General features: G+C 61.6%; 16 protein-coding genes. 5 read left to right on the top strand and 11 right to left on the bottom strand.

The genetic code is table 11. The features are described from left to right. The 8 genes from B9N88_RS08625 to pcaR form a co-directional block, all read right to left on the bottom strand. Entirely contained in the window at positions 1-1,296 is a 1,296-nt protein-coding gene (locus B9N88_RS08625) for an MFS family transporter (protein ID WP_027604403.1), read from the bottom strand. Between the two features lie 155 nt (positions 1,297-1,451). Then, positions 1,452-2,018, bottom strand: coding sequence for a protocatechuate 3,4-dioxygenase subunit alpha (gene pcaG, locus B9N88_RS08620; protein ID WP_027604404.1), 567 nt, complete (start codon positions 2,016-2,018; stop codon positions 1,452-1,454). Position 2,019: 1 nt separating this feature from the next. Further along, positions 2,020-2,724: a protocatechuate 3,4-dioxygenase subunit beta gene (pcaH, locus tag B9N88_RS08615; protein WP_027604405.1), complete on the bottom strand. Its 705-nt coding sequence runs from the start codon at positions 2,722-2,724 to the stop codon at positions 2,020-2,022. A gap of 17 nt (positions 2,725-2,741) precedes the next feature. Further along, positions 2,742-3,944 carry a 3-oxoadipyl-CoA thiolase gene (gene pcaF, locus B9N88_RS08610; RefSeq protein WP_169898478.1) on the bottom strand — a complete coding sequence of 401 codons (1,203 nt, stop codon included), beginning with the start codon at positions 3,942-3,944 and terminating at the stop codon, positions 2,742-2,744. Beyond that, a complete protein-coding gene (locus B9N88_RS08605) occupies positions 3,941-4,720 on the bottom strand; it encodes a CoA-transferase subunit beta (protein WP_027604407.1) in 780 nt (259 codons plus the stop codon). The genes pcaF and B9N88_RS08605 overlap by 4 nt, the downstream gene beginning before the upstream one ends. Further along, positions 4,720-5,577: a CoA transferase subunit A gene (locus B9N88_RS08600; RefSeq protein WP_027604408.1), complete on the bottom strand. Its 858-nt coding sequence runs from the start codon at positions 5,575-5,577 to the stop codon at positions 4,720-4,722. The genes B9N88_RS08605 and B9N88_RS08600 overlap by 1 nt, the downstream gene beginning before the upstream one ends. A gap of 146 nt (positions 5,578-5,723) precedes the next feature. Then, positions 5,724-7,064, bottom strand: coding sequence for a 4-hydroxybenzoate transporter PcaK (locus tag B9N88_RS08595; RefSeq protein ID WP_027604409.1), 1,341 nt, complete (start codon positions 7,062-7,064; stop codon positions 5,724-5,726). A gap of 145 nt (positions 7,065-7,209) precedes the next feature. Next, positions 7,210-8,052 (bottom strand): pca regulon transcriptional regulator PcaR, encoded by an 843-nt coding sequence (gene pcaR, locus B9N88_RS08590; protein ID WP_025855315.1) that lies wholly within the window; start codon positions 8,050-8,052, stop codon positions 7,210-7,212. Between the two features lie 552 nt (positions 8,053-8,604). Between pcaR and B9N88_RS08585 the strand changes: the two genes are divergently transcribed. Both B9N88_RS08585 and B9N88_RS08580 read left to right on the top strand, forming a co-directional pair. Continuing rightward, on the top strand, positions 8,605-8,805 hold the full coding sequence (locus tag B9N88_RS08585) for a hypothetical protein (RefSeq protein ID WP_003172389.1): 201 nt from the start codon (positions 8,605-8,607) through the stop codon (positions 8,803-8,805). A gap of 312 nt (positions 8,806-9,117) precedes the next feature. After that, entirely contained in the window at positions 9,118-10,593 is a 1,476-nt protein-coding gene (locus B9N88_RS08580; protein WP_027604410.1) for an inorganic phosphate transporter, read from the top strand. A 136-nt stretch (positions 10,594-10,729) separates the two neighbouring features. Here the strand turns inward: B9N88_RS08580 and ccoM are convergent, their stop codons facing one another. Together ccoM and B9N88_RS32320 are read right to left on the bottom strand one after the other, a co-directional pair. Next, entirely contained in the window at positions 10,730-10,846 is a 117-nt protein-coding gene (gene ccoM, locus B9N88_RS33060; RefSeq protein ID WP_017530457.1) for a cytochrome c oxidase subunit CcoM, read from the bottom strand. 143 nt (positions 10,847-10,989) lie between these two features. After that, positions 10,990-11,184 carry a hypothetical protein gene (locus B9N88_RS32320; RefSeq protein ID WP_131697188.1) on the bottom strand — a complete coding sequence of 65 codons (195 nt, stop codon included), beginning with the start codon at positions 11,182-11,184 and terminating at the stop codon, positions 10,990-10,992. Between the two features lie 100 nt (positions 11,185-11,284). On the opposite strand from B9N88_RS32320, the gene B9N88_RS08575 reads away from it, so the two are divergent. The 3 genes from B9N88_RS08575 (at position 11,285) to B9N88_RS08565 (ending at position 13,897) form a co-directional block, all read left to right on the top strand. After that, positions 11,285-12,157, top strand: coding sequence for a LysR substrate-binding domain-containing protein (locus B9N88_RS08575; protein WP_027604411.1), 873 nt, complete (start codon positions 11,285-11,287; stop codon positions 12,155-12,157). Positions 12,158-12,248: 91 nt separating this feature from the next. Continuing rightward, the gene (locus B9N88_RS08570) at positions 12,249-12,719 is read left to right on the top strand and encodes a RidA family protein (protein ID WP_027604412.1); all 471 of its coding nucleotides are present in this window, start codon (positions 12,249-12,251) and stop codon (positions 12,717-12,719) included. Then, entirely contained in the window at positions 12,716-13,897 is a 1,182-nt protein-coding gene (locus tag B9N88_RS08565; RefSeq protein ID WP_027604413.1) for an aminotransferase class V-fold PLP-dependent enzyme, read from the top strand. Before B9N88_RS08570 ends, B9N88_RS08565 begins: the two co-directional genes overlap by 4 nt. Here B9N88_RS08565 and B9N88_RS08560 read toward each other — a convergent pair. Further along, positions 13,894-14,235, bottom strand: coding sequence for a hypothetical protein (locus B9N88_RS08560; protein WP_027604414.1), 342 nt, complete (start codon positions 14,233-14,235; stop codon positions 13,894-13,896). The genes B9N88_RS08565 and B9N88_RS08560 overlap by 4 nt on opposite strands. Between the last annotated feature and the right edge of the window lie 68 nt (positions 14,236-14,303).

The raw sequence follows: 14,303 nt of genomic DNA, 5'->3' as shown, positions 1-14,303 counted from the left end.
TTACAAATCGTGATGCAGGTACGCCGCCTGTTTCGGCAAACGCAAGCTGAACAGGAAGGCCACCGCCATCATGCCGGTGACATACCAATAGAAGGTGTTTTCCATGCCCATGGATTTGAGGCCCAGGGCCACGTATTCCGCCGAGCCGCCGAAGATCGCGTTGGCCACCGCATAGGCCAGGCCCACGCCCAGGGCGCGCACTTGTGGCGGGAACATTTCCGCCTTCACCAGGCCGCTGATCGAGGTGTAGAAGCTGACAATCGCCAGGGCCAGGGTGATCAGCACAAACGCCAGGAACGGACTGCTGACGGTTTTCAAGCTGAGCAGGATCGGCACCGTGCACAGTGTGCCCAACGCGCCGAACCACAGCATCGAGTTACGCCGGCCGATCTTGTCGGCCAGCATGCCGAACAGCGGCTGCATGCACATGTACAGGAACAGCGCGCCGGTCATGATGTAACTGGCGGTCTTGGCGTGCATCCCGGCGGTGTTCACCAGGTACTTCTGCATGTAGGTGGTAAAGGTGTAGAAAATCAGCGAACCGCCTGCGGTGTAGCCGAGCACGGTGATGAATGCCGCCTTATGGTCACGGAACAGCGCGGCGATACTGCCGGCGTCCTTGTCCGCGCGGGTTTCCTTGCTGGTGGTTTCCTTGAGGGTGCGGCGCAGCAGCAGGGAGATCACCGCGGCAATCGCACCGATCACGAACGGAATCCGCCAGCCCCAGGCCCGCAGTTCTTCCTCAGTGAGGATCTGTTGCAGGATCACCACCACCAGCACCGCCAACAGTTGGCCACCGATCAGGGTCACGTACTGGAACGAGGCGAAAAACCCACGCTGGCCCTTGAGTGCGACTTCACTCATGTAGGTGGCGGTGGTGCCATATTCGCCCCCCACCGACAGGCCCTGGAACAGCCGCGCCACCAGCAGCAGGGCCGGGGCCCAGGCGCCGATGTCTTTGTAGGTGGGCAAAAAGGCGATGACCAGGGAACCGGCGCACATCATCAGCACCGAGATCATCATCGAATTCTTGCGCCCGTGCTTGTCGGCGACCCGGCCGAACAGCCAGCCGCCGATGGGGCGCATCAGGAAGCCGGCGGCGAACACGCCAGCGGTGTTGAGCAGTTGGACCGTGGGGTCATCCGACGGGAAAAACGCGGGGGCGAAGTAGATGGCGCAGAAGGCATAGACGTAGAAGTCGAACCATTCGACCAGGTTGCCGGAGGAGGCACCGACAATCGCAAAGATCCGTTTGCTGCGCTCTTCTCCGGTGTAGTGACTGGTGGTTGTTGTCATGGTTTTTCACTCAGTGGGAACGGTTATAGCCTAGACATACTTTGCAACAACCATGTTCCGCAAGCAGACTTTTGCGTAGGCAGTGCCTGAACCGGCCCCCTCCCACATCAAAATGTGGGAGGGGGCTTGCCCCCGATGGGGCCCTGACAAGCGACTCAATAATCGAAGAACACCGTCTCCTTATCTGTGCCCTGCAAAATCACATTCCACTGATGCACACCCGCCGCGTCCGGCTTGGCAATCAACGTGCCGCGCCGCTCGGCAGGCACACAGGCCAGCAACGGGTCATCCCCATTCAACGCCTCGCCCTCGAAATAAATCCGCGTCAGCAGGTGCTTCACCAGCCCACGGGCAAACACCAGCACCACCAGGTGCGGCGCCTGGGTCGTGCCTTGCAGGCCCGGCACGCTGCCCGGCTTGATCGTGGTAAAGCGGAAGCGCCCTTCGGCATCCACCGGCACCCGGCCAAAGCCTTCGAAGTTCGGGTCGAGCGCCTTGTCCTGCTCATCTTCAGGGTGGTCGTACTTGCCGGCGGCATTGGCCTGCCAGACTTCGAGCATGGCGTCGTTGACAACATCACCGTTGCCGTCCACCACTTGCCCGCTGATCGCCACGCGCTCGCCGAGGGTGGCGGCGACGGTCAAATCCTCGCGGTTCAGCCAGGTCAGGCCGATGTGGTAGTACGGCCCGACGGTGTGGGACGTGGTCGCGTTGAGTGTCATCTCATTTCTCCATCGGCGTGGCGTCGCGGCCGCGCAGGACGATGTCCCAGCGGTAGCCGAGGGCATAGGAAGGAATGGTCTTTTCCAGGTCGAAACGGGCGATCAGGCGTTCCTTGGCGCTGGTATCCGGCACACAGTTGTAGATCGGGTCGTATTCCAGCAGCGGGTCGCCAGGGAAATACATCTGCGTCACCAGGCGTGTCAGCACGCTCGGGCCGAACAGCGAAAAATGGATATGCGCCGGACGCCACGCGTTGTGGTGGTTGCCCCATGGGTAGGCCCCAGGCTTGATGGTCTGGAACTGGTACCAGCCATCGGCGTCGGTGACGGTGCGCCCGGTGCCGGTGAAGTTCGGGTCCAGCGGCGCATCGTGCAGGTCGCGCTTGTGGTTGTAGCGACCGGCGGCGTTGGCCTGCCAGATCTCCACGAGGATGCCCGGCACCGGCAGGCCGTTTTCATCCAGCACGCGGCCATGAATGATGATGCGTTCGCCCAACGGTTCGCCGTCGTGTTGGGCGGTGAGGTCGTTGTCCTTCTCGCTGACTCGCTCGGCGCCGATGGTCGGGCCGGTGATTTCCGACAAGGAATGGGGCAGGAACACCAACGGCTGGGACGGCGAACGCAGGTTCGTCGACTGGTAGGCCGGGTGCAGGTAATCAGGTTGAGTGCCCGCTTGCGGGCGCCGGTAACCGGGCTTGTCACTCATGGAGCTGTCCTCTCTTATTAGATGCGTTCGATCGCCAGGGCCAGGCCTTGGCCGACGCCCACGCACATGGTCGCCAGGCCTTTACGGCCGCCGGTTTTTTCCAACTGATGCAGGGCCGTCAATACCAGCCGTGCACCGCTCATGCCCAAGGGGTGGCCCAGTGCGATGGCGCCACCGTTCGGGTTGACCTGGGGTGCATCGTCGGCGATGCCCAGTTCACGCAGCACCGCCAGGCCTTGGCTGGCGAAGGCTTCGTTGAGTTCGATCACATCGAAGTCAGTCACGGCCAGGCCCAGGCGTTCCACCAGCTTGCGTACCGCCGGCACAGGGCCGATGCCCATCACCCGTGGCGCAACACCGGCGCTGGCCATGCCCAGCACCCGGGCGCGGGCAGTCAGGCCGTGTTTTTTCACCGCTTCGGCAGACGCCAGGATCAGTGCGGCCGCACCGTCGTTCACCCCCGAGGCATTGCCCGCGGTGACGGTCTTGTCCGGGCCGTTGACCGGTTTGAGTTTGGCCAGGGCTTCAAGGGTGGTGTCCCTGGGGTGCTCATCGTGCTCCACCACGGTTTCGCCTTTTTTATGGGCGACCCGCACCGGCACGATTTCTTCGGCGAAGAACCCGGCCGCCTGGGCGGCGGCGGTGCGTTGCTGGCTGCGCAGGGCAAAGGCGTCCTGGTCGGCGCGGGAGACCTGGTAGTCGTCGGCGACGTTATCGGCGGTCTGCGGCATGGCGTCCACGCCGTACTGGGCCTTCATCAACGGGTTGATAAAACGCCAGCCGATGGTGGTGTCTTCCAGCTTCATGTTGCGCGAAAACGCCGCATCCGCCTTGCCCATCACGAACGGCGCACGGGACATCGACTCGACGCCACCGGCAATCGCCAGCTCCATTTCGCCACTGGCGATGGCGCGAAACGCGGTGCCGATCGCATCCATGCCCGAGGCGCACAGACGGTTGAGGGTGACGCCGGGAATGCTTTCCGGCAGGCCGGCCAGCAGCAACGCCATGCGGGCGACGTTGCGGTTGTCTTCACCGGCCTGGTTGGCGCAGCCGAGGAACACCTCGTCAACGGCCGACCAGTCCACGGAAGGGTTGCGCTCGATCAGCGCCTTGATCGGCACGGCCGCCAGGTCATCGGCGCGCACGCTGGACAGGCCACCGCCAAAGCGGCCGATGGGGGTGCGAATCGCATCGCAGATAAACACCTCGCGCATCAGGCTTCTCCCGGTGCTTGGCCGTGGGCGGCGGCCGTGCGTGCTTCGAGGTCACGCAGGGCGGTCAACTCGACCTCGGTCGGCTCGGCGGTGGTGCTGACCTGCTCGGCAAATCGAATCGCCCAACCGGTGGCCGCTACGACTTGCTCGCGGGTCACGCCCGGATGGAGGGCGGTGACCACGAATTCATGGGTGCCCTCTTCCGGTTCCATGATGCACAGGTCGGTAATGATTCCGACAGGACCGGCACCCGGCAGCCCCAGGCGTTTGCGCGAATCCCCACCTTCGCCGTGGCCGACCGAGGTGATGAAGTCCAGCTTGTCGACAAACGAACGGGACGACTGCTTGAGGATGATCAACACGCTCTTGGCCGAGCCGGCGATTTCCGGCGCGCCACCGGCGCCCGGCAGGCGCACCTTGGGTTGGTGATAATCACCGACCACGGTGGTGTTGATGTTGCCGAAGCGGTCGACTTGCGCGGCACCGAGGAAGCCCACGTCGATACGCCCGCCCTGCAGCCAGTAGCGAAAAATCTCGCCGGTCGGCACCACGGTGTCGGCGGTTTCCGCCAGCTCGCCATCACCGATCGACAGTGGCAATACGCTGGGCTTGGCGCCAATCGGCCCGGACTCGTAGATCAGCACCACATCCGGCGACGAAGTCAGGCGCGCCAGGTTGGCGGCCTTGGACGGCAGGCCGATGCCCACAAAGCACACGGAGCCGTTCTTGAGGCGGCGCGCGGCGGCGACGGTCATCATTTCATTGGTCGAGTAAGCCATTACTTGGCCTCCTGCTGCGTGGTCAGCTTGGCCTGGAATTCACTGAAATCGGCAGTGCCGTGGATGTATTCATCCATCCAGGCAGTAAAGGTCCCACGGTCGCGGGCGATGGGGTCCCACGCCTGGTAGAAGCGATTGTCACGCTCGTTGTAGCCGTGGGCGTAGGACGGATGGGCACCACCGGGTACGTGGCACACCGCAGTCAGGGCCCAGGTCGGCAGTACGCAACTGTTCATCGGCGCGTTCAGGTCATCGACGATTTCTTCCACGGTGACGATGCAGCGCTTGGCCGCCAGGGCCGCTTCCTTCTGCACCCCAAGAATGCCCCAGAGCAGCACGTTGCCCTTGCGATCAGCCTTTTGCGCGTGGATCACGGTGACGTCCGGACGCACCGACGGCACCGCTGCCAGCACTTCACCGGTGAACGGGCACGTCACGCTCTTGATCAGCGGGTTGACCTTGGGCAAGTCGGAACCCGCGTAGGCGCGCAGCACCGCGAACGGCAGGCCCGATGCGCCGGCGACGTAGGCATTGGCCAGGTCGGCGTGGCTGTGTTCTTCGATTTCCAAGGGTTGCGGCCATTGCTTTTCGACCGCGTCACGCAGGCGATGCAGGGAACCTACACCCGGGTTACCGCCCCAGGAAAAAATCAACTTGCGCGCGCACCCGGCACCAATCAACTGGTCGTAGATCAGGTCAGGCGTCATACGCACCAGCGTCAGGTCTTTCTTGCCCTGACGAATGATTTCATGACCCGCTGCCGTAGGGATCAGATGGGTGAAGCCTTCCAGTGCGACAGTGTCGCCGTCGTTCACGAATTGCTTCACCGCGTCGCGCAGCGCAAGAATTTCAGCCATGGGGTTGGGCTCCCGATGTGGATCGAAAAGGCGCTGAGGTGGCGCCGAAGTGCTTGAAGATTAAGCCGGGGAAATCGGCCAAACAATCCGATAATCGACTCAGCGTTCGATTATCGAACGGATTGTTGGCAGGCTATCGATTGATCTCAGGTCGCATCCGCATGGCTGACCATGCCTTTGATCACCACGGCTGCCGTGGCCAAAGCGGCCGGAATCACCAGGGCGGTGAGCACCTGCTCGAAGTTCCAGCCCAGGCCCAGCAAGGTGGCACCCATCCACGCGCCGAGGATCGCGCCGAAACGGCCGATGCCAAGCATCCACGACACGCCGGTGGCGCGGCCTTGGGTCGGGTAGAAGCGCGCGGCCAGGGATGGCATCGCCGATTGCGCACCGTTGACGCACATCCCGGCGACCAGCACCAAGGTGGCCAATAGGGTGATATTGCCCAGGCTTTGCCCCACCGCGTAGGCAAACACCCCGGCCAGCAGGTAGAAGGTGCCGATGACCTTGTGGGGGTTGAACCGGTCCATCGCCCATCCCACGCCGACGGCGCTCAATACGCCACCAAACTGGAACAGCGCGCCGATGAAGGCGGCCTGCTCCATGCTGGCGCCGCTGTCGCGCATCAGGGTCGGCAGCCAACTGGTCAGCAGGTACACGATCACCAGGCCCATGAAGTACGTGAGCCACAGCAGCAAGGTGCCGGCGCTGTAGGTGCCCGAGAAAATCACCGCGAACACGTTGCGCGCCTTGACTGTTTTTTGTTCGGGCACGCTGAAGGCGGTGGCCTGGGCAACAATAGAGGGTTCGATGGGCGACAGGGTCTTGCGCACCTTATCGACACCTCGATTACGCACCACCAGGAAACGCGCCGATTCCGGCAGCCACAGCATCAGCACCACCACCAGGATCAACGGCAGGATGCCGCCGATCATCAACAAGGCGTGCCAGCCGAACGCCGGGATCAGCTTGGCCGAGATAAACCCGCCACCGGCCATGCCCAGGTTGAAACCACAGAACATGCTGGTCACCAATAGCGACTTGTGGCGTTCAGGGGTGTATTCGGAGAGCAGGGTCGTCGCGTTCGGCATGCCGGCCCCCAGGCCCAGCCCGGTGAGAAAACGCAGCACCAGCAATTGATCCACGTTGCTGCTGTAGGCCGAGGCCAGGCTGAAGGCGCCAAACACCAGCACCGCGCCCACCAGTACAACCTTGCGCCCGAAACGGTCAGCCAGCGGTCCGGAACCCAGGGCGCCGAACACCATGCCGATCAACGCAGCGCTCATCACCGGGCCAAGGCTGGCGCGGTCAATGCCCCAGTCCTGGGACAGCGCGGGCGCGATAAAGCCCATGGCGGCGGTGTCGAGGCCATCGAGGAAAACGATGAGGAAACACAGGATCACCACGCGCCACTGGTAACGGGACAGTGGCTGGGTGTTGATGAAGGACTGGACGTCCAGGGTCGTGCCGACAGAAGGTTGATTCATTATTCTTATTCCACACCGATGGCGGGCCAACGGCCTGGGGCCGTCATTATTATTGGTGCGCCCTCAAGAGCGCTGCCGCACAGTAATAAGCCGGGGGAAACATCGTCAATTGATCAAGCGGGGATCTGTGCGGTCACCGAACACCTTAGGCAAACAACTGCGCACTCAACTCACGGCTGGCACTGAGCATGCTCGGCAGGAAACGCTGCTCCAGTTCGCTGCGGCTGACCCGTCCAGCGTGAGTACTGACATTGAGCGCCGCCAGCACCTGGCCGGACGCGTCATACACCGGCACGGCGATGGAGCGCAGACCCTGTTCCAGTTCCTGGTCGACAATGCACCAGCCCTGCTGACGCACTTGTTGCAGGCATTCGAACAAGGCTTCAGGGGTGGTCAGGGTGCGGCTGGTCTTGGTTTGCAGGTCGGCATGGTCGAGGTAGTCCTGCAGCGAGGCATCATCCAATGCCGCGAGCAGGATACGGCCCATGGAGGTGCAATAGGCCGGCAACCGTCCGCCCACCGACAGGTCCACCGAAATCAGGCGCTGGGTGGTGGCCGAACGGGCAATGTAGAGGATGTCATCGCCTTCAAGGGTGGCCATGTTGCAGGCTTCGTGCAGTTGTTCGCTCATGCGGTCCAGGTAAGGCTGGGCCGATACCGCCAAAGGCGTGGAGGACAGGTAGGCATGCCCCAGGGTCAGGACTTTGGGCAGCAATGAATAGGTGCGCCCATCGGTGGTGGCGTAGCCGAGCTTGATCAAGGTATGCAGGCAACGGCGTACGGCGGCGCGGGGGATCTCGGTGCGGTGGCTGATCTGGGCGATGGTCAGGTGGCGCTTGCGCTCCTGGAACGCCTGCACCACCGCCAGGCCGCGGGCCAGGGAGGTCATGAAGTCGGGGTCACCGGTAAACGCCTGGATACGCTTGGCCGGCGAGGCAACGATCGGCGGCGCCACTGACGCGAAAGAGTTGCGCAATTGATCGTTCATGCCAGGTTCCTTTCTCTTATTGTCAACCGCAGGGGATTGGGCTGCTATTACAAGCCGGGCCGGCCGTGATGCACAAGGCAGGCCCGGCAACATTGGGCGATTATCGGACAACCATGCGATTATCGCAATTTAGCGCTGAGGGCGATCTATCAACCACGTCCCCGGCGATGTTAAGCCGTTAATTTAATAGCTTGTTTCCTTGTTGAGTTTATGACGCCAGAATTTCAGCAAATACTGACGCGTCGACGTAACAAAACACTCACACAAAGTTGACGGTTTTTAACTTTATGCCGATAGTGTTATTCAAATGCGCCGCTATAATGCATCCTGTGCGGAGGAGAGCCCGGTTTCATATTGAAGCTGGAACTCGCCAAACCATGCACAGGCCGTGCATGGACGATCGCAACTACCTGCCTGGAATGACCGCCCAACAGTGGCCTCCCGTTTTCATTCAAACTTGAACACTTCGTGGGTTCAAGTTGGAACAACCCGAGGGCGACATTCAGGCCAAACACTGCAATGTACTTACACCCAACTCAATTAGGTAACAACGTGACGAAAGATGAACTGCGCGCGGAACTTGAGCGCCAGGAGCAACGTTACAAGGACGTTTACGGCGGGGAAGTCACCACCTACGCCGCCCAGCCTGAACCTGAACGCAAACCATGGCGCAAGCGAGCCAGCCTGCTCGACCAGGCATTTGCCCAGGAAATCCAAAAGATTGAACAGGAACTCAAGGCCGAAGAGCCATAAGCGCTTCGGATCGAGTCCAGGGCCCTGCCTGCAGCGATGCCATTTAGCCATCCTCCAGCCGACCTGAATCCCACCATCGCCTGTAAAATTTCATACAAATGTTTCAGGCATGACGATTTGGTGACAAAACCCTGTCCTTTCAGCCCTGCGCTTTATAAATCAAAGACTTGCCAAAGCCCCGAAAACCCTGGGATCGCCAGCTTTTGCCCCTGGCGATTCGATGAAGATTGATACCGATGAGCAGCTAGTGCATCGATTACCGAGGTTTTCTGGCATAATCGCGCCCCCTTACGACCGGGTCAGAAAACCTTCATGATCGATTTATTCAGCGGACTGGATGCTTGGGTTCTCGTGAGCCTGTTGCTCGCCCTGGCCTTTGTCCTCGCCTTCGAGTTCATCAATGGCTTTCATGACACCGCTAACGCGGTGGCCACAGTCATCTATACCAAAGCCATGCCGCCGCATCTGGCCGTGTTCTTCTCCGGGGTGTTCAACTTCCTCGGCGTGTTGCTCGGTGGTGTCGGTGTCGCCTACGCCATCGTGCACCTGCTGCCCGTGGAGTTGCTGATCAATGTGAACACCGGCCATGGCTTGGCGATGGTCTTCTCGTTGTTAGCCGCGGCGATCACCTGGAACCTGGGCACCTGGTACTTCGGTATCCCCGCCTCCAGCTCCCACACCCTGATCGGTTCGATCCTCGGTGTCGGCCTGGCCAATGCCCTGATCAACGACATCCCCCTGGCTGACGGTGTGAACTGGCAGAAGGCCGTCGATATCGGCGCGTCCCTGGTGTTCTCGCCGATGGCCGGCTTCCTGGTCGCAGCCCTGGTGCTGATCGGCCTGAAATGGTGGCGCCCGCTGTCGAAGATGCACAAGACCCCGGACCAGCGCCGCAAGCTCGACGACAAGAAGCACCCGCCGTTCTGGAACCGCCTGGTCCTGGTGATTTCGGCCATGGCCGTGAGTTTCGTGCACGGCTCCAACGATGGCCAGAAAGGCATCGGCCTGATCATGCTGGTGCTGATCGGTATCGTGCCGGCGCAGTTCGTACTCGACCTGGGCAGCACCACCTACCAGATCGAGCGTACTCGCGACGCCACGCTGCACCTTAACCAGTTCTACCAGCGCAACCACGAGACCCTGGGTGAGTTCCTGGCCCTGGGCAAAAGCGTGAAAGACGACCTGCCGGGCAAGTTCCGCTGCAACCCGCAGCAGACCGAACCCACCATCAATGCCTTGCTGGATACCTTGAAAGGCGTCTCCGATTACCATTCCCTGAGTGCCGATCACCGCATCGAAGTGCGCCGCTACCTGCTGTGCCTGGACGACACCGCGAAAAAAGTCGGCAAGTTGCCGGGCCTGGAAGCGCGTGAGAAGTCCGACCTCGACAAACTGCGCAAGGACCTCACCGCCACCACCGAGTACGCGCCATTCTGGGTGATCCTCGCGGTCGCACTGGCCCTGGGCCTGGGCACCATGGTGGGCTGGAAGCGTGTGGTACTGACGATCGGCGAGAAGATCGGCAAGCAGGGCATGACCTATGCCCAGGGCATGTCGGCACAGATCACCACCGCCACCATGATTGGCTTCGCCAATATCTTCGCCCTGCCGGTCTCCACCACCCACGTCCTGTCTTCCGGCGTAGCGGGCACCATGGTCGCCAACAAGAGCGGCCTGCAAGGTGGCACGGTCAAGACCATCCTGATGGCTTGGGTGTTGACCCTGCCTGCGACCGTGGGCCTCTCGGCCGGCTTGTTCTGGCTGGCCTCCAAGGCACTGGGCAACTGATCGCCAGGCGCTGACAAAAAAGGTGCGGCCTCTGTGAGGACCGCACCTTTTTTTATGGACCAGAATTGAACACCCAAAAAAAAGGGCGACCGAAGTCGCCCAAAATGCCTTGCGTGCTCATGTAACCCGGAAAGACCTAAGGTTTTTTACGCTTGTTCGCGTCTTTCCAGATAAAAAATCCAAACCCTACAAAAAACAGCACCATGAGGCTTACAGTCAGCACTCCGGCGAATACCACATTATCGATAAACATGACCGGCCTCCTGCACTTGCCTTGTTGCGATAGGGCTAAGTTAATGGAGAAGGCGGATTGGAAAATTGACGGGGATCAATGTCGCCCGCGACGGGGCGTAAAGAAGGGCAGTAACTGACCTGCATCAATAGATGCAGGCCGTTTTAACGCTTTTTGGGTTTGTTCTTTGATTTTTTCTTGGCTTTGCCTAAAGGCATCGCCTGTTCGAACGCCTGGCGCACTTCATTCAGGCGCTTGTCATTCAGGTCATGCACGCGCTTGGCGCGCTCGGCGTTCAGGTCGATCAGCTTGTCGTCATCACTCATGGCTTGGCTTACGTCGTGGCGAGTAAGGCTCAATAATGCGGACTCCTGCGCCCGACGGCAAATCAACCGGCGACAAAAGGCCGAGCGACGCCCAAAATCGGCACTTTCCAACCACTCAAGGAGGCCCATCCAGGTGGCACTGCATAAGGATCTTCCGCCGCTGCTGGCCCTGCGCGCCTTTGAAGCCGTGGCCCGGCACTTGAGCTTTATCAAGGCCGCGCAGGAGTTGTCGGTAACCCAGAGTGCCCTGAGCCATCAGGTACAAAAACTCGAACAGCACCTGGGTAAATCGCTGTTTATCCGACGCACCCGCGCGATCGATCTGACTGCAGACGGCCAGCAGTACTACGCCGAAATCCGTCCCGCCCTGAACGCCATTGCCGTCGCGACCCGCGCCCAACGGGTGGTGCCCGGCGCCACGGTGTTACGTGTCGGCCTGCTGGCGTCGTTCGCCACCTTGTGGTTGGCGCCGCGCCTGGCCGGTTTTCTCAATCGCTATCCGCATATCCAGGTGGAATTGCTGCCGGCGATTCAACTGGCGAACGTCGCGGCGGCCGAAGTCGACCTGGCCATTCGCTACGGCAAGGGCGACTGGCCCGACGTACAGGCCACACGACTGATGCCGGAGGTGATCTCTCCGGTGTGCAGCCCGGCATTCAAGGCCAGCCAAGTGCACAACGGTGCGCTGTTGATGGCCACTTCGCACCGGCCTTTTGAGTGGACGGACTGGTCTGGGCATTATCAAGTCGACCTCAAGCACCATCCGCGCGTCATGCTCCACGACTACAACATCGTGGTCGAAGCTGCGGTGGCCGGCCAGGGCATTGCCATGGGCCGTCATCGCTTGATCCAACGCAGGCTGGATGATGGCAGCCTGGTAGAAGCCTTCGATTGGCCGCCCTATCACAGTGAAATAGGCTACTGGTTGATTGCAGCGCAAGGCCCTGCCAGCGACGCCGCGCGGTGTTTCAGCGAGTGGTTGAAGGACATCTGCCGCGACACGTGAGTTATTTCGATACGTCGGATGAGATCTATCCGTTTGTCGACACTCCCCCCTGCCCCACATGCTGAAACCTCCTGACCCAAGAGGATTCACCATGAGCGACTCCCTCCGCCACCGCGTGCAAGCCCTCGGCCTGACGCTGCCATCACCCAGCCAACCGATTGCCAACTACATCAACCATGTGGTCAGCCAGAACCAGCTGTTTATCTCTGGGCAAATCCCGCTGATAGACGGCAAGCCTGCCTACGTGGGCCGCCTGGGCGAATCCCTCAGCGAGGAAGAAGGTATCCAGGCAGCGGAACTGGCTGCACTGGGCTTACTCGCGCAATTGAGCGATGCCCTGGGCGATGACCTGTCGCGCCTGGTGCGCATCCTGCGCCTGGGAGTGTTTATCGCCAGCAGCAGCGACTTCCAGCACCAGGGCGCCGTGGCCAATGGTGCGTCCAACCTGCTGGTGAATGCCCTCGGCGAAAAAGGCCGGCATGTGCGCACGGCAGTGGGCGTTTCAAGTCTGCCGGCCGGCGTGGCGGTGGAGGTTGACGGGATTTTCGAGTTGCAGCCGTGAGCCCGCTGCACGTGCAACATCTGCGCGAGGGCACTCCCGGCTGCCAATCGGGCATCGTGCACTTCAACTCTGCCGGTGCCTCCTTGCCGAGCCAGGCGACCCTTGACGCCATCATTGACCAACTACAACGCGAAGCCCGCGACGGCCCGATGGAAGCCGGCGAGCATGGCGCGTTGCTGGTAGAAAAAGCCCGCCGCGCGGCCGCGCAGTTGCTCAACGCGCCCACCCCATCGATTGCCTTTGCCAGCAGCGGCTCGACCGCCTGGAGCATGGCGTTCCAGGCCTTGGGCCCGTGGCAGCCGGGCGACCGCATTCTGGTAGGGCGCCACGAATGGGGCGGCAACCTGGCGAGCATGCAGTTGGCGGTGCAAGCCGGCGCGCGGGTGGACGTCATCCCCTGCGATGCCACCGGCGCGGTGTGCCCCGTGGCGTTGGAAGCAATGATCGATTCAAGCGTAAAACTCATCGACCTCACCTGGCTCCCCGCCAACGGCGGCCTGATCAACCCCGCCCAGGCCATCGGTGAAGTGGCCAGGCGTCATGCCATTGCCTACTTTATCGATGCCGGCCAGGCCGTCGGCCAGGTGCCGGTGGATGTGCAGGCGTTGCAGTGCGACGTGCTCAAGGCGGCCGGGCGCAAGCACCTGCGCGGGCCACGGGGGACAGCGCTGCTGTATGTACGACCGGATTTCCTCCCGCACTTGAACCCCGCCCAGCGCGACGTGTTTTCCGCCCCCTGGAGCGCCGACGGTTTCGACCTGCGCAACGACGCCCGACGCTTTGAAACCAGTGAGGCGTCCTTTGCCCTGTTGGCGGGCCTGGGCAATGCGCTGCAGGAGATGAATCAATTGGGGATCGAGCGTGTATGGGAACGCATCACGCACACCAGCAGGCGAATCCGCGAAGCATTGCGTGGGATTCCCGGCGTGTCGCTGCATGACCTGGGCACGCTTCAATCAGGCTTGATCGCCTTCAACCTCGCCGGCTGGGACGCCTTCGAACTCAAGCGACAATTGGGATTGAAACGGATCAATATCGGCGCCAACGGTGTGGCCTACACCCCGTTGGATATGCAGGCCCGTGGCCTGACCAGCATTGCGCGGATCTCCGTCAGCCCCTTCAACAACGAGCGTGACATCGAATTGCTGATCGCGGCTCTGGAGGAACTGCGCGGTTAAACCTCGACGTCCACCCACAAACCCTGGCGCGGCGCATCTTCGATCAGCGGCACGACCGGTACGGTGTTGTCGGCATTGAGCAGGTCGCCCGGGATCGCCAAGTGCTGATCCGGGTCTTCATCGGCTTCGCGCCGGCGTTTCTGCTGTTCCTGCTGGCGGCGTTGCTCTTCACGCAACAACAGGGTCGACTGCTCGGCATCGCCCTTTTTCAGGTCGATGGTGCTTTCGTTGGAGCCCGCTTGCACAGGAACCACGGGCGGAATATCGGGTTTCTGGCGGACCGGGTCGAGTTGCGACGTAACCGGTACGACGCTGACGGGCAGCATAGGTGGAAGCATGATAGTTGTTCTCCTGTCAGCAGGCTGTCGGCGGGCCGCGCGACGACTTGAGCGCAGGTTCGCCAACC

Origin of the sequence: Pseudomonas sp. LAMO17WK12:I1, assembly GCF_900177315.1 — a bacterium.
GTDB lineage: Bacteria > Pseudomonadota > Gammaproteobacteria > Pseudomonadales > Pseudomonadaceae > Aquipseudomonas > Aquipseudomonas marginalis.
The sequence above is the reverse complement of the archived record's forward strand: the minus strand, read 5'-3'. Positions and strand labels throughout refer to the sequence as shown.

Excerpts from the sequence above, each read along its gene's own strand:
- B9N88_RS08560 (WP_027604414.1), bottom strand. The coding sequence starts at position 14,235 with ATGCTTCCACCTATGCTGCCCGTCAGCGTCGTACCGGTTACGTCGCAA.
- pcaG (WP_027604404.1), bottom strand. The coding sequence starts at position 2,018 with ATGACACTCAACGCGACCACGTCCCACACCGTCGGGCCGTACTACCAC.
- B9N88_RS08580 (WP_027604410.1), top strand. The coding sequence starts at position 9,118 with ATGATCGATTTATTCAGCGGACTGGATGCTTGGGTTCTCGTGAGCCTG.
- B9N88_RS08595 (WP_027604409.1), bottom strand. The coding sequence starts at position 7,064 with ATGAATCAACCTTCTGTCGGCACGACCCTGGACGTCCAGTCCTTCATC.
- B9N88_RS08625 (WP_027604403.1), bottom strand. The coding sequence starts at position 1,296 with ATGACAACAACCACCAGTCACTACACCGGAGAAGAGCGCAGCAAACGG.
- B9N88_RS08600 (WP_027604408.1), bottom strand. The coding sequence starts at position 5,577 with ATGGCTGAAATTCTTGCGCTGCGCGACGCGGTGAAGCAATTCGTGAAC.
- ccoM (WP_017530457.1), bottom strand. The coding sequence starts at position 10,846 with ATGTTTATCGATAATGTGGTATTCGCCGGAGTGCTGACTGTAAGCCTC.
- B9N88_RS08570 (WP_027604412.1), top strand. The coding sequence starts at position 12,249 with ATGAGCGACTCCCTCCGCCACCGCGTGCAAGCCCTCGGCCTGACGCTG.
- B9N88_RS08605 (WP_027604407.1), bottom strand. The coding sequence starts at position 4,720 with ATGGCTTACTCGACCAATGAAATGATGACCGTCGCCGCCGCGCGCCGC.
- pcaR (WP_025855315.1), bottom strand. The coding sequence starts at position 8,052 with ATGAACGATCAATTGCGCAACTCTTTCGCGTCAGTGGCGCCGCCGATC.
- pcaH (WP_027604405.1), bottom strand. The coding sequence starts at position 2,724 with ATGAGTGACAAGCCCGGTTACCGGCGCCCGCAAGCGGGCACTCAACCT.